The 13,687-nt window shown below is 71.4% G+C and carries 12 protein-coding genes; 9 read left to right on the plus strand and 3 right to left on the minus strand.

The features are described 5' to 3' along the window. Nucleotides 1-172 precede the first annotated feature (172 nt). The 6 genes from ACFV6X_RS35000 (at nt 173) to ACFV6X_RS35025 (ending at nt 5,491) form a co-directional block, all read left to right on the plus strand. The gene (locus ACFV6X_RS35000) at nt 173-1,396 is read left to right on the plus strand and encodes a phosphoglycerate kinase (RefSeq protein WP_385390423.1); all 1,224 of its coding nucleotides are present in this window, start codon (nt 173-175) and stop codon (nt 1,394-1,396) included. A gap of 41 nt (nt 1,397-1,437) precedes the next feature. After that, nucleotides 1,438-2,193: a triose-phosphate isomerase gene (tpiA, locus tag ACFV6X_RS35005; protein ID WP_385390437.1), complete on the plus strand. Its 756-nt coding sequence runs from the start codon at nt 1,438-1,440 to the stop codon at nt 2,191-2,193. Between the two features lie 133 nt (nt 2,194-2,326). Further along, nucleotides 2,327-2,563 carry a preprotein translocase subunit SecG gene (gene secG, locus ACFV6X_RS35010; protein ID WP_385390424.1) on the plus strand — a complete coding sequence of 79 codons (237 nt, stop codon included), beginning with the start codon at nt 2,327-2,329 and terminating at the stop codon, nt 2,561-2,563. 198 nt (nt 2,564-2,761) lie between these two features. Beyond that, nucleotides 2,762-3,097, plus strand: coding sequence for an RNA polymerase-binding protein RbpA (locus tag ACFV6X_RS35015; RefSeq protein WP_003957010.1), 336 nt, complete (start codon nt 2,762-2,764; stop codon nt 3,095-3,097). A 154-nt stretch (nt 3,098-3,251) separates the two neighbouring features. Then, entirely contained in the window at nt 3,252-4,901 is a 1,650-nt protein-coding gene (gene pgi, locus ACFV6X_RS35020) for a glucose-6-phosphate isomerase (protein WP_385390426.1), read from the plus strand. A gap of 98 nt (nt 4,902-4,999) precedes the next feature. Beyond that, a complete protein-coding gene (locus ACFV6X_RS35025; protein WP_385390427.1) occupies nt 5,000-5,491 on the plus strand; it encodes a DUF2087 domain-containing protein in 492 nt (163 codons plus the stop codon). Nucleotides 5,492-5,525: 34 nt separating this feature from the next. Here the strand turns inward: ACFV6X_RS35025 and ACFV6X_RS35030 are convergent, their stop codons facing one another. From ACFV6X_RS35030 to ACFV6X_RS35040, 3 genes are read right to left on the minus strand one after another with little or no spacing between them, the layout of a single operon-like run. Continuing rightward, nucleotides 5,526-7,808, minus strand: coding sequence for an FtsX-like permease family protein (locus ACFV6X_RS35030; RefSeq protein ID WP_385390429.1), 2,283 nt, complete (start codon nt 7,806-7,808; stop codon nt 5,526-5,528). Between the two features lie 11 nt (nt 7,809-7,819). Then, on the minus strand, nt 7,820-8,572 hold the full coding sequence (locus ACFV6X_RS35035; RefSeq protein WP_385390430.1) for an ABC transporter ATP-binding protein: 753 nt from the start codon (nt 8,570-8,572) through the stop codon (nt 7,820-7,822). Further along, the gene (locus ACFV6X_RS35040) at nt 8,569-9,084 is read right to left on the minus strand and encodes a PadR family transcriptional regulator (protein ID WP_385390432.1); all 516 of its coding nucleotides are present in this window, start codon (nt 9,082-9,084) and stop codon (nt 8,569-8,571) included. The genes ACFV6X_RS35035 and ACFV6X_RS35040 overlap by 4 nt, the downstream gene beginning before the upstream one ends. 124 nt (nt 9,085-9,208) lie before the next feature. Between ACFV6X_RS35040 and ACFV6X_RS35045 the strand changes: the two genes are divergently transcribed. From ACFV6X_RS35045 to ACFV6X_RS35055, 3 genes are all read left to right on the plus strand, one after another. Then, nucleotides 9,209-10,480 (plus strand): ABC transporter substrate-binding protein, encoded by a 1,272-nt coding sequence (locus ACFV6X_RS35045; RefSeq protein ID WP_385390433.1) that lies wholly within the window; start codon nt 9,209-9,211, stop codon nt 10,478-10,480. A gap of 173 nt (nt 10,481-10,653) precedes the next feature. Then, on the plus strand, nt 10,654-12,282 hold the full coding sequence (locus ACFV6X_RS35050; protein ID WP_385390434.1) for a glycoside hydrolase family 13 protein: 1,629 nt from the start codon (nt 10,654-10,656) through the stop codon (nt 12,280-12,282). 13 nt (nt 12,283-12,295) lie between these two features. Further along, on the plus strand, nt 12,296-13,621 hold the full coding sequence (locus tag ACFV6X_RS35055) for an ABC transporter substrate-binding protein (RefSeq protein ID WP_385390436.1): 1,326 nt from the start codon (nt 12,296-12,298) through the stop codon (nt 13,619-13,621). The last annotated feature ends 66 nt before the right edge of the window (nt 13,622-13,687 follow it).

The raw sequence follows: 13,687 nt of genomic DNA on the forward strand, positions 1-13,687 counted from the left end.
CCGCCCGCGCCCCCCCCCGGTTCTGCGCGCCACCCCCGCTCGCCCCTTTTTTCCCCCGCCTTTTTGTGGGGGGGGGGGGCGGGGGCCCCCCCCCCCGGGCCCCCCCCCGCCCTGACTCGCGTACAGATCGACCAGCCCACTCGTATCGAGAGCCCTTCCCAGGAGCCCCTTCATGAAGACGATCGACGAGCTTCTTTCGGACGGTGTGGCCGGCAAGCGGGTCTTCGTCCGCGCCGACCTCAACGTGCCGCTGGACGGCACCACCATCACCGACGACGGCCGCATCCGCGCCGTGCTGCCCACCGTCAAGGCGCTGGCCGAGGCGGGCGCCCGCGTGGTCGTCGCCTCGCACCTGGGCCGCCCCAAGGGTGCCCCGGACCCCGCCTTCTCGCTCGCCCCGGCCGCCGCACGGCTCGGTGAACTGCTCGGCGGCGAGGTCGAGTTCGCCACCGACACGGTCGGCGACTCCGCACAGGCCACCGTCGGCTCCCTCGCCGACGGCCAGGTCGCGGTGATCGAGAACCTGCGCTTCAACGCCGGCGAGACGAGCAAGGACGACGCCGAGCGCGCCGCCTTCGCGGACCAGCTCGCCGCCCTCGCCGACGTCTACGTCGGCGACGGCTTCGGCGCGGTGCACCGCAAGCACGCCTCGGTCTTCGACCTCCCGGCCCGGCTGCCGCACTACGCCGGCTACCTGATCGCCACCGAGGTGGGCGTCCTGAGGAAGCTCACCGACGACGTCGAGCGGCCCTACGTCGTCGCCCTCGGCGGCGCGAAGGTCTCCGACAAGCTCGCCGTGATCGACCAGCTGCTCGGCAAGGCCGACCGCCTGCTCATCGGCGGCGGCATGGCGTACACCTTCCTGAAGGCCCAGGGCCACGAGGTCGGCATCTCCCTGCTCCAGGAGGACCAGGTCCCGGTCGTCAAGGAGTACATGGAGCGGGCCGAGAAGAACGGCGTCGAGCTGGTCCTGCCGGTGGACGTCCTGGTCGCCCCCGAGTTCCCGGATCTGAAGACCAAGGCGCCGGCCAACCCCACGACCGTCGCCGCGGACGCCATCCCGGCCGACCAGGAGGGCCTGGACATCGGTCCGGAGACCCGCAAGCTGTACGCCTCGAAGCTCGTCGACGCCGCCACCGTCTTCTGGAACGGCCCCATGGGCGTCTTCGAGCACCCCGACTACGCCGAGGGCACCAGGGCGGTCGCCCAGGCGCTCATCGACTCCCCGGGCTTCACGGTGGTCGGCGGCGGCGACTCCGCGGCCGCCGTGCGCACCCTGGGCTTCGACGAGACGGCTTCTGGCGGAAAATTCGATCACATCTCGACCGGTGGCGGCGCCTCCCTCGAATACCTCGAGGGCAAGACGCTCCCCGGCCTCGCCGCACTGGAGGACTGACCTCAATGGCTGCATCTAATTTTTCTGGGCGCACGCCGCTGATGGCGGGCAACTGGAAGATGAACCTCAACCACCTCGAGGCCATCGCCCACGTCCAGAAGCTCGCCTTCGCCCTGGCCGACAAGGATTACGAGGCCGTCGAGGTCGCCGTCCTGCCGCCCTTCACCGACCTGCGCTCCGTGCAGACCCTGGTCGACGGCGACAAGCTGAAGATCAAGTACGGCGCCCAGGACCTTTCGGCCCACGACTCCGGCGCGTACACCGGTGAGATCTCCGGCTCCATGCTGGCCAAGCTGAAGTGCACCTTCGTGGCGATCGGCCACAGCGAGCGCCGCCAGTACCACGGCGAGACCGACGAGCTGGTGAACGCCAAGGTCAAGGCCGCCTTCAAGCACGACCTGACGCCGATCATGTGCGTCGGCGAGGAGCTGGAGGTGCGCGAGGCGGGCAACCACGTCACGCACACCCTGGCCCAGGTCGAGGGCGGCCTGAAGGGCCTCCCGGCCGAGCAGGCCGAGACGATCGTGGTCGCCTACGAGCCGGTGTGGGCCATCGGCACCGGCAAGGTCTGCGGCGCCGGGGACGCCCAGGAGGTCTGCGCCGCCATCCGTGGCAAGATCGCCGAGCTGTACACGCAGGACGTGGCCGACAAGGTCCGCATCCAGTACGGCGGCTCCGTGAAGTCCGGGAACGTGGCCGAGATCATGGCACAGGCCGACATCGACGGCGCGCTGGTCGGCGGTGCCTCGCTGGACGCGGACGAGTTCGTCAAGATCGTGCGCTTCCGCGACCAGTGAGTCGGCCACAGTGTCGATCACTGAGCCGATCAGTGAGTAGGCGGTAGCGGCGATCCGTCGTACCCTTGCGGGGGCATGGCTGTGAACGCCGTGCCCCCGTCGTTCATCCGTTTCCGAGGAAGTTGGTCCAGCCGTGGTTTTGGGGTTCTCGATCGCCCTGATCGTCTTCAGCCTGCTGCTGATGCTGCTGGTGCTGATGCACAAGGGGAAGGGCGGCGGCCTCTCCGACATGTTCGGTGGCGGCATGCAGTCGTCCGTCGGCGGCTCCTCCGTCGCCGAGCGCAACCTCGACCGGATCACCCTGGTGGTCGGTCTGCTGTGGTTCGCGTGCATCGTCGTGCTGGGCATCATGATGAAGGTCAACAACTGAACCGCCCACGCGTTTCGCACGTAACGCCCCATGTTCGGTACGCGCAGCTGAGCGCGGCCTATCATGGGGCTTGCGTCTACGTGGGGGGTTGTAACTCCAAACACTGGACGCGCGTTGGGCCTTACGTAGACTGAGGCGCTCGCAGCGAAGCGAAACGCCGACTCGCTTTGCGGCACCATCACGCAGGGAGTTACGACCGTGGCAAGTGGCAACGCGATCCGAGGAAGCCGGGTCGGGGCGGGGCCGATGGGCGAGGCCGAGCGGGGCGAGTCCGCGCCCCGACTGCGCATCTCCTTCTGGTGCTCCAACGGGCACGAGACGCAGCCCAGCTTCGCCAGCGACGCGCAGGTTCCCGACACCTGGGACTGCCCGCGCTGCGGCTTCCCTGCCGGTCAGGACCGGGACAACCCCCCGGACCCGCCGCGCACCGAGCCCTACAAGACGCACCTCGCCTATGTGCGGGAGCGCCGCAGCGACGCGGACGGCGAGGCGATCCTCGCCGAGGCGCTCGCCAAACTGCGGGGCGAGATCTAGAAGTTGGACCCGGCCGGGCACCGTGCGGTGCCCGGCCGGATCCGCTTGGTCCCCGGATCGCCGACACGTGCGGTCACGGGGGGCGTACCTGTTGTCGCACGGCACGACGACGCGACGACAGCTCACGTCCACCCTGATCAACTAGGTTGGGACCATGAACGCAGACGGCCGTACCAGGCTGAATCAGACACCCGAGTGGACCGCTCTGGCCAAGCACCGTGAGGAGTTCGCGGACACCCATCTGCGGGATCTGTTCGCGACGGACCCCGGGCGCGGCTCGGGCTACACGCTCCAGGTCGGTGATCTGTTCATCGACTACTCCAAGCACCTCGTCACCGACGAGACGCTGCGGCTGCTGCGCGAGCTGGCGGCGGCCACGGACGTCTTCGGGCTGCGGGACGCCATGTTCCGCGGCGAGAAGATCAACACCACCGAGGACCGGGCCGTGCTGCACACCGCGCTGCGCGCGCCCCGGGACGCGGTGGTCGAGGTCGACGGCGAGAACGTGGGGCCGGGCGTGCACGCCGTGCTGGACAGGATGGCCGGTTTCGCCGGCCGTGTCCGCTCGGGCGAGTGGACCGGGCACACCGGCCGGCGGATCCGCAATGTCGTCAACATCGGCATCGGCGGCTCCGACCTGGGCCCGGCGATGGCCTACGAGGTGCTGCGCGCCTTCACCGACCGCGAGCTGACCGTGCGCTTCGTCTCGAACGTGGACGGCGCCGACCTGCACGAGGCGACGCGGGACCTGGACCCGGCCGAGACGCTGTTCATCGTCGCGTCCAAGACCTTCACCACCATCGAGACGATCACCAACGCCACCTCGGCGCGGCAGTGGCTGCTGGCCGCCCTCGGCGACGAGGAGGCGGTCGCCAAGCACTTCGTGGCGCTGTCGACCAACGCCGGGAAGGTCGCCGAGTTCGGTATCGACACGGCCAACATGTTCGAGTTCTGGGACTGGGTCGGCGGCCGTTACTCCTACGACTCCGCGATCGGCCTCTCGCTGATGATCGCCATCGGCCCGGACCGCTTCCGGGAGATGCTCGACGGTTTCCACCTCGTCGACGAGCACTTCCGCACCGCCCCCGCCGAGTCCAACGCACCGTTGCTGCTGGGCCTCCTCGGCATCTGGTACGGCAACTTCCACGACGCCCAGTCGCACGCGGTGCTGCCGTACTCGCACTACCTGTCGAAGTTCACGGCGTATCTCCAGCAGCTCGACATGGAGTCCAACGGCAAGTCGGTGGACCGTGAGGGCCGGGCGGTGGAGTGGCAGACCGGTCCGGTGGTGTGGGGCACGCCCGGCACCAACGGGCAGCACGCCTACTACCAGCTCATCCACCAGGGCACGAAGCTGATCCCGGCGGACTTCATCGGCTTCGCCGAGCCCGTCGCCGAGCTGAGCGACGAGCTGAAGGCCCAGCACGACCTGCTCATGGCCAACTATTTCGCCCAGACCCAGGCGCTGGCCTTCGGCAAGACGCCCGAGGAGGTGCGCGCGGAGGGCGTGCCGGAGGAACTGGTCGCGCACAAGACGTTCAAGGGCAACCACCCGACGACCACGATCCTCGCGCGCGAGCTGACCCCGTCGGTGCTCGGCCAGTTGGTCGCGCTCTACGAGCACAAGGTGTTCGTGCAGGGCGCCGTGTGGAACATCGACTCCTTCGACCAGTGGGGCGTCGAGCTCGGCAAGGTCCTCGCCAAGCGCGTCGAACCCGCGCTCACCGAGGGCGCGCAGGTGGCCGGCCTGGATGCCTCCACGACGGCGCTGGTCGCCAAGTACCGGGAGATGCGCGGCCGTTGAGCCGGCGCACCGGCCGCGCGGACGCAAAAGCGGATGCGCGGCCGGCCTGCGGCGGGTGACACTGCTCCGGCCCGTCACCCGCCGGAAGGACACTCACCATGGACCAGCTCATGGCCGCGCTCGCCGACCCGGAACGCCTGAAGCTGTACGCCCGGATCGTGCTGGAGGAACTGCCGCCCCGCGAGGAGGACTCGCCCGCCGCGCGCAGGCACCTGGGACGCCTGATCTCGTCGGGGCTCGTGGAGCGCCTGTCCGACGGTTCCCTGAAGGCCCACCCTGCGGTCTTCCACCGCGCCCGCCCCGCCGAACCGGCGCAGACCGGTGTGCCCCGGCGCCTGACCGGGTTCTTCGCCCACGGGCGGTTGACGTCGATCCCCGTCCGTCCGGTCGTACGTCGAGAACTGCTGGAGCATCTGACCGAGACCCTCTTCGCGGCCGACCGGGGATACACCGAGCGCGAGGTCAACGAGGCGTTCCGCACGGTCCACGACGACACGTCCGCGCTGCGCCGCTACTGCGTCGAGAACGGCCTGCTCGTACGCGAGCGCGACGGCAGCAGCTACCGCCGCGCCACGACGGTCACCGCCTGACGTACCGCGCCACCCACCATGCCGGAGCCCGCGCTCAGGCCACCGCGCTGAGGGTGTCGGCGAGGCGGTGGCGGGCCGCGCGGGAGGCGGGCAGGGCGGCGAGAGCCGCCGCGCCCAGGACGGCCGCCATGCCGAACAGCAGCAGGAGTCCGGGTGGCGGGCCCTGCGCGATTCCCGCGCCGATGCCGCTGGAGCTGCCCTGGGCGTCGATCAGCCAGTGCGCCAGCGGCAGGCCCAGGGCGGTGCCGAGCAGGACCGCGGTCAGGGCGGTGCAGGCGGTGGCCGTGACGGTGATCCCGGTGATCTGCCGTGGGGTGAGGCCGATCGCCTTGAGCGCCAGCAGATCCCGCTCGCCCTCACGGACGGTGCCGCCGATCACGGTGAGCAGCTCGACGATCCCGATCAGGGCCAGCACGGCGATCAGGCCGAGCACCACTCCGCGCAGCGACGACAGCCCGTCGACCGGATGGGGCACGGCGTGCACGTCCAGATGCCCGCCGGCCGCCGTCGCCAGGTCGCCCGCGACCTCGTGCGCGTCGGCCCCCGCACGCAGACGCAGCTCGTAGAGGGCGGGGCGCAGCTCCCGGTCGTTCTCGCGCAGGGTGTCGAGCGAGGTGGAGATGACCCGGCCGGCGTTCTCCGGCTCGATGTTGCGGCCCACGATGTGCAGAATCTGCGGCTGGTCGCCCACGGTCATGCGCACCCAGTCGCCGACGCGTACGCCGAGCAGGTCGAGCAGTCCCTGCCCGGCCACCGCCTCGTCCCGGCCGAGCGCGGGGCGGCCCTCGGCCAGGGCGTAGGGGTAGGGGTCGGCACGGGTGCCGAGACCGCGCAGCGCGATCGTGCCCGTCTGGCCCGGCACCAGAGCCGCCACCTCGACGCCCGGGTGGGCGGCGGCGATCCGCGGGTCGCGGTCGAGCAGGGAGCGGACCTCGCGGTCGCCGATCTCGCGGTCCGGGCGGACGGTGAGGTCGGCGGCGAGGCCGACCTGCTCGGGCCTGGTGTGGAAGCGGTCGATGGTGGTCCACGCGCTCATCGCGACCACGATCAGCAGTAGTGGCAGCGCCAGCCGGGCGACGGTGGCCGGGGTCCGCGGTCGGCGGGCGAACGCCTTGTGCCAGCCCAGGACCAGCGCGGGTGACAGCCGCAGTCCCAGCGCGCCGCGCGCCGGGCCCGACAGCCGTCCGGCGGCCGGGGCGGCGCTCCGGGGCACCGGAACCGGCGGCACCCGACCCGCCCGCCACGCCGCGAGCCCGGTGGTCGCGGCGATGAAGAGAACGGCCGCGACCGGTATGCCGGCCAGGGCCGCGGTGTGCCCCGGCAGCCCCTGCCACACGCCGATCGCGTCCCCGAGGCGGCCCGGTATCCGGCTGCCCAGGGCTTCGGTGAGCGTCGCCGCGGCCACCGCGCCGAGCAGCGCGTACGCGACGTGCTGGAGCAGGAAGACCCGGACGACCTGTCCGGGCGTGAAGCCGATCGCCTTGAGCACGGAGATGTCCCGCAGATGACCCCGTATCCGGGTGCCGATCGCGCCGTGCACGGCGAGCCCGGCGGCGAGCAGGGCCCCCAGCCCGAACAGGCCCAGCACCTGGCCGAGCAGCCGGGTGTCGCCCTGGGCCTCGGACCGGGCCTGCTGCCAGGTGGAGACCTCGCTGACCGCGCCGGCCCCGAGCACGGTGACGGCGCGCTGGACGGCGTAGTCCGTCTCGTCCGGATCCGTGAGGCGCAGCCCGGTCACCTCGCCGTCCGGGGCGCGCACGGCGGACGGCAGCGCCCAGACGAGGCCGGGCCGCTCACCGGGGCGGTAGCGCGGCTCGGCGCTGTCGGCGATCCCGGCGACGGTGAGCGTGCGCGCGGTGCCCGGCAGGGCGATGACGTCGCCGGGCTCGGCGAGCAGGGCGCGCGCCAGATGGCTCTCCAGGACCACGCCGTCCGGGTGTGCGCCGTCCAGCCAGCGGCCCGAGGTGAGGAGCGGGCGTCCGTCGGCGGGGCCCGAGGTCGAGCCGCGCAGCTCGACCGACGCGCGGATGCCGCGGGCGGCGACGGTGGCGGACTCGGTGGGGAAGGGGCCCGCGACGGAGTCGACGCCGTCCAGGCCGGAGAGCTCGCCCGCGTCGGCGGAGGGGGTCGTGTGGATCCACACATGCGCGTCCCGGGACTGCGTGAACACGCGCTGCCAGGGGTTGGTCGCGTAGCCGAAGAGAGCCGTCGCGAGGAGCAGCGAGGCGACCACTCCGGCGGTCGCGAGCACGAGGAACAGCGCCTCACCGCGGTGCGCCCGCAGATCGGAGTGCACCCAGCGCAGGGTCGCTCGCATCGCCCGCCGCCTCAGTCCCTCAGCTCCAGCACCCCGGACGCCCCCACCCGGCGCGACGTGGTGCCGGTCAGCTCCGCGTCGTCCGCTATGCGTCCGTCGAAGAAGCTGATGACCCGGTCCGCGGCGCTCGCCAGCCGGGCGTCATGGGTGACCAGCAGGATCGTTTGACCCCGCCGGTGGAAGCGGGACAGCAGCCGCATCACCTCGCGGGTGCCCCGGCTGTCCAGGCTGCCCGCGGGCTCGTCGGCCAGCAGCAGCGGCGGATGGTTGACCAGGGCGCGCGCCAGCGCGACCCGCTGCTGCTCACCGCCGGACAGTTCGCCCGGCATGCTGCGCTCCTTGCCGTCCAGCCCCAGCTCGGCCAGCAGCGTCTCGCGCTCGGCCCGCGCCCGCTTCGGCGGGATCCCGGCGAGCAGCGCGGGCAGCTCGACATTGTCCGCGACCGACAGGTTGGAGACCAGGTTGAAGAACTGGAAGACGATTCCGATGCGCCGCCTGCGCTCCACGGCCCAGCGCGCCTCGCCGTAGCCGTCCGTGCACTCGCCGTCCAGCCAGATGCTGCCGGCGTCCGGTCGCTGGAGCCCACCGAGCAGATGCAGCAGCGTCGACTTCCCGGCGCCGGACGGGCCGGTCACGGCCACGAACTCCCCGCGCGCTACGCGCAGGTCGACCCCGCGCACGGCATGCGCCGGGGCGCCCTCGCCGTGATGCGTCTTGACCAGGCCTTCGGCGCGCAGCAGCGGAGTGGGACGGTGCTCGCTCACTCCTGCTCCTCCAGTTCCTCCTGGCAGCGCTCCAACCAGTCGAGGTCGGCCTGCAGATGCAGCATCGCGCCCTCGATCAGCAGCTGGGCGACGCGGTTGTCCCGGTTCTCGGTGGCGGCCAGCTTCGACAGACTGCGCATGGTGTTCAGATACTGGCGCCGCTGCTTGTTGATCAGCGCGATCTGGTCGGCCAGCCCGGTCTGCGGGGCGAGCGCGAGCTTCATGAAGAACTCGTCGCGTACCCGCGGCTCGTCCGCCGTCTCCTCGTACCAGGCGTGCAGCGCCTCCCGCCCGGCGTCGGTGAGGTGGTAGATCTTCTTGTTGGGCCGGTTCGACTGCTCGATCTCCTCGCCCTCGATCAGTCCCGACTTCTCCAGGCGTCCGAGGGTGACGTAGATCTGCCCGATGTTCGGCTGAGGGTACGCGGCACCCAGCAGTTGCTCAAGGTCCTGCTTGAGCTCGTAGCCGTGGGCCGGTCCGCGCGCGAGGAGTGCCAGGAGGGGCAGGCGCACTCGTGCTCTCCTCCTCGCGTCCGCTCAGTGTGCTCCACGCCCTAGTATCGCCCATACCTAACAGGTATACATGGCGACTGACTCCGGGCGAAGAGGCCCGTTGCCGTTGTACAGGGAGGAACCTATGCGGTGGATCCATGCCGCGGGTAGGGGCCTCCTCGTCCTGGTCGTCGTACTGACCGGTCACGTCACCTCCGGCGCCCGCGCCGACGACGGCTCCGCGGGCGGGCGCGGCCCGCTCACCCTGGCCACCGCCGGCGACCTCACCGGCTATCTCGGCCCCCTGCTCCAGGACTGGAACCGCGCCCACCCCGCCGAGAAGGTCACGCTCGTCGAGCTGCCGGACTCCGCCGACGAGACCCGCGCGCAGATGATCACCGACCTGCGCGGCGGCTCCCGCGGCCGCTTCGACGTCCTCAACATCGACGTCGCCTGGACCTCCGAATTCGCGGCGGCCGGCTGGATCCGCCCGCTGCCCCGCGACCGCTTCCCGCTCGGCTCCTTCCTGCCGCCGGTCGTCGGCACCGCGACGTACGACGGGCGGCTGTACGCCGTGCCGTACGTCACCAACGCCGGGCTGCTGCTGTACCGCAAGGACGTCCTCGCCAAGGAGGGCGTCCCGCCGCCGCGCACCTGGGCCGAGCTGGAGCGGGCGGCGGAGACGATCGCCCCGGAGTACGGCCTCGACGGCTACGCCGGGCAGTTCCTGCCCTACGAGGGCCTCACCGTCAACGCCGCCGAGGCGGTGTACTCGGCGGGCGGCACGATCCTCGGCGACGAGGGCGAACGCGTCACCGTGAACTCGAACGCGGCCCGTGAGGGCATCGGCTTCCTCGCCCGCGGCGTGCGCGAGGGCTGGATCCCGCGGCAGGCGCTGACCTACAAGGAGGAGGAGTCCAAGCAGGCCTTCCTCGACGGCCGCCTGCTGTTCCTGCGCAACTGGCCGTACGCGTACGCCGCCGCCTCGGCCGCCGCCTCCCCGCTGGCCGGCAAGGTCGGCGCCGTGCCCCTGCCCGGACCCGACGGCGCCGGCACCAGTGTGCTCGGCGGCTCCAACCTGGCCGTCAGCAGCCACACCCGGCACCCCGACACGGCCGCGCGCCTGATGGCGTACCTCACCAGCGAGCCCGTCCAGCGCCAGGTGCTCACGCGCGGCGCGCTGCCGCCCGTACGGGCCGCGCTGTACGAGGACCCGGCGCTGATCCGGGACTTCCCCTATCTGTCGACCCTGCGCGCGAGCGTGCTCGCGGCCGCGCCGCGTCCCAAGAGCCCGCGCTACGACCAGGTCAGCCTGGTGGTGCAGGCGGTCGTGCACGACGCGATGAACGGCCGTGAGACGCCCGGGGGCGCGGTGCGGCGGCTGGCACGCGAGCTCGCCGCCACCTCCGGTCGATAGTTACCTGTTAGGTAACGCGCACATCTCAACTGGGCCTGGAATGCCCGAATAGGTCCGCATACGCGGCAGTCAACTCCTCGGTATCTTGCGTCCATTCGTTGACACCCTCGCGACATCCCTACTTAACATGCATGCATAACCGCTGGACTTGCTCGTAGAGATGGATCGATGGGTTGAACAGGCACCACTGGTGGCGCGATGCGGTGATCTATCAGGTCTACGTCCGCAGCTTCCTCGACAGCACCGGAGACGGCATCGGCGACCTCGCCGGCGTCCGGACCGGCCTGCCGTACCTGAAGAAGCTCGGTGTGGACGGGATCTGGCTGAGCCCCTTCTACCCCTCGCCGCAGCACGACCACGGATACGACGTGGCCGACTACTGCGACGTCGACCCGCTGTTCGGCGATCTCGCCGAGTTCGACCTGCTGGTGCGCGCCGCCCGGCGGCTCGGCATCAAGGTGCTGCTGGACATCGTCCCGAACCACTGCTCCAGCGAGCACGCCTGGTTCCGCGAGGCGCTCGCCTCGCCGCCCGGCAGCGCGGCCCGCGCCCGGTTCCACTTCGCCGACGGCCGCGGCCGAGACGGTGCCGAGCCGCCCAACAACTGGCACGCCATGTTCGGCGGTCCCGCCTGGACCCGGGTTCCCGACGGCCAGTGGTACCTGCACATGTTCACGCCCGAGCAGCCCGACTGGAACTGGCGCAACCCCGAGATCGGCGCGGAGTTCGACCGGAGCCTGCGCTTCTGGCTCGACCGCGGTGTCGACGGCTTCCGCATCGACGTGGCCGCCGGCCTCTTCAAGCACCCCGAACTGCCCGACTCCCCGGACCCGGAGGCCGACGCCCGCACCCGCGACTCGGTCAACCCGCTCGCCTGGAACCAGCCCGAGGTGCACGACGTCTGGCGGCAGTGGCGCGCGACCTGCGACGAGTACGCCGCCCGCGACGGCATCGAGCGACTCCTCGTCGGCGAGGTGTCCGTGCCGACCGCCCGTGAACACGCGCTGTACGTCCGCCCGGACGAGCTGCACCAGGCCTTCTTCTTCGACCTGCTCGGCGCGCCCTGGAACCCGGACGCCTTCCGCAAGGTCATCTCCGAGGCCATGCAGGACATCGCCGGGACCGGCTCCACGGTCACCTGGGTCCTCAACAACCACGACCAGGTCCGCACCGTCACCCGCTACGGCGAGCCGGCCACCGAGGGCAGCGGCCTCGGCGCCGCCCGCGCCCGCGCAGCCGCGCTGCTGATGCTGGCGCTGCCCGGAGCCGCGTACATCTACCAGGGCGAGGAGCTCGGGCTGCCCGAGGTCGTCGACCTGCCGGACGACGTGCTCACCGACCCGATCTTCCACCGCACCGGCAGCCGGGCCCGGATCCGCGACGGCTGCCGGGTGCCGCTGCCCTGGTCGGGACAGGCCTCCCCGTTCGGCTTCACCTCCGGCGTCGAGGGCGTCAAGCCGTGGCTGCCGCAGCCTGAGTGGTTCGCCGAGCACGCCACCGACCGGGCCCTCGCCGACACCCGGTCCTTCTGGCACCTGTACCGCGACGGCCTGCAACTGCGTTCCTCGCTCACCCAGTTGGGCGAGGGCACGCTGCGCTGGCTGGACACCCCGCCGGGCGTCCTGGCCTTCGTCCGGGGCGACGACCTGGTCTGCGCCGTGAACTTCGGCACGGCCCCCACACCCGCGCCGGTCTCCGGCACCCCCCTGCTGGCGAGCGGGCCCTGCCCGGACGCCGGGGTGCTGCCCGGCTCCACCGCCGTCTGGTGGATCACCGATTCCTCGTCAACTCCCACCCTCTGAAGGGACATCAACGATGATGCGACGACGTACCACCCTGCTCACCGGTTGTACCGCGCTCGTCCTGGCGCTCGGCGCGACCGCCTGCGGCGGCGGCCCGGTCGCGGCCGGCGGCGGCGACAAGGCGCTCAGCGGCCAGACGGTCACCGTGGCCGGTGTCTGGTCCGGCAGCGAGCAGGAGAACTTCCAGAAGGTGCTCGACGCCTTCACCGAGAAGACCGGCGCGAAGACCCAGTTCGTGTCCACCGGTGACAACGTCTCCACCGTCGTCGGCAGCAAGATCGAGGGCGGCAACGCCCCCGACCTGGTGATGGTCCCGCAGGTCGGCGTGCTCCAGCAGTTCGCGAAGGAGGGCTGGCTGAAGCCGCTGTCCAAGACCGCGCAGACCTCCGTGGGCGCCAACTACGCGGACGTCTGGCAGACGTACGGCAGCGTCGACGGCACGCTGTACGGCCTGTACTTCAAGGCCGCCCACAAGTCGACCGTCTGGTACAGCCCCGACGCCCTCGCCCAGGCCGGGGTCGAGCCGCCGAAGACGTACGAGGAGATGCTGAAGGCCGGGCAGACCGTCTCCGACTCCGGGCTCGCGGCCTTCTCGGTCGCCGGGCAGGACGGCTGGACGCTCACCGACTGGTTCGAGAACATCTACCTCTCCCAGGCCGGACCCGAGAAGTACGACGCCCTCGCGGCGCACGAGCTGAAGTGGACGGACGCGTCGGTGGTCGAGGCGCTGACGACGCTCGGCAAGCTGTTCAAGGACAAGCAGCTGATAGCGGGCGGCCAGAAGGGTGCCCTGAACACCGACTTCCCGGGCTCGGTGGAGAAGGTGTTCGGGCCGAAGCCCGAGGCCGGCATGGTCTACGAAGGGGACTTCGTGGCCGGTGTCGCCAAGGACCAGTTCGGCAAGGCCATCGGCGAGGACGCGAACTTCTTCCCGTTCCCGTCGGTCGGCGGCGGCGACGCCCCGGTGGTCAGCGGCGGCGACGCGGCCGTGGTCCTGAAGGACGGCAAGAACGCCGAGGCCGGGATGAAGCTCCTGGAGTACCTGGCGACCCCCGAGGCCGCGGCGGTCTGGGCCGAGGCGGGCGGCTTCCTGTCCCCGAACAAGAAGGTCGACCTCGCCTCCTACGGCGACGACGTCACCCGGGCGACCGCCAAGTCCCTGGTCGGCGCGGGCGACTCGGTCCGCTTCGACATGTCCGACCAGGCACCCGCGGCCTTCGGCGGCACCAAGGGCGCCGGCGAGTGGAAGATCCTCCAGGACTTCCTGCGTGACCCCGCCGACCCGAAGGGCACCGCCGCCGACCTGGAGGCCGCGGCGGCCAAGGCGTACGGGAACTGACGGCCATGACCGCGACGCTCGTGAAAGAGGCGAGCCCCCCCGCCGCCGCCGGCGCCGGCTGTTTCC

It is taken from the genome of Streptomyces sp. NPDC059861 (assembly GCF_042731435.1).
GTDB lineage: Bacteria > Actinomycetota > Actinomycetes > Streptomycetales > Streptomycetaceae > Streptomyces.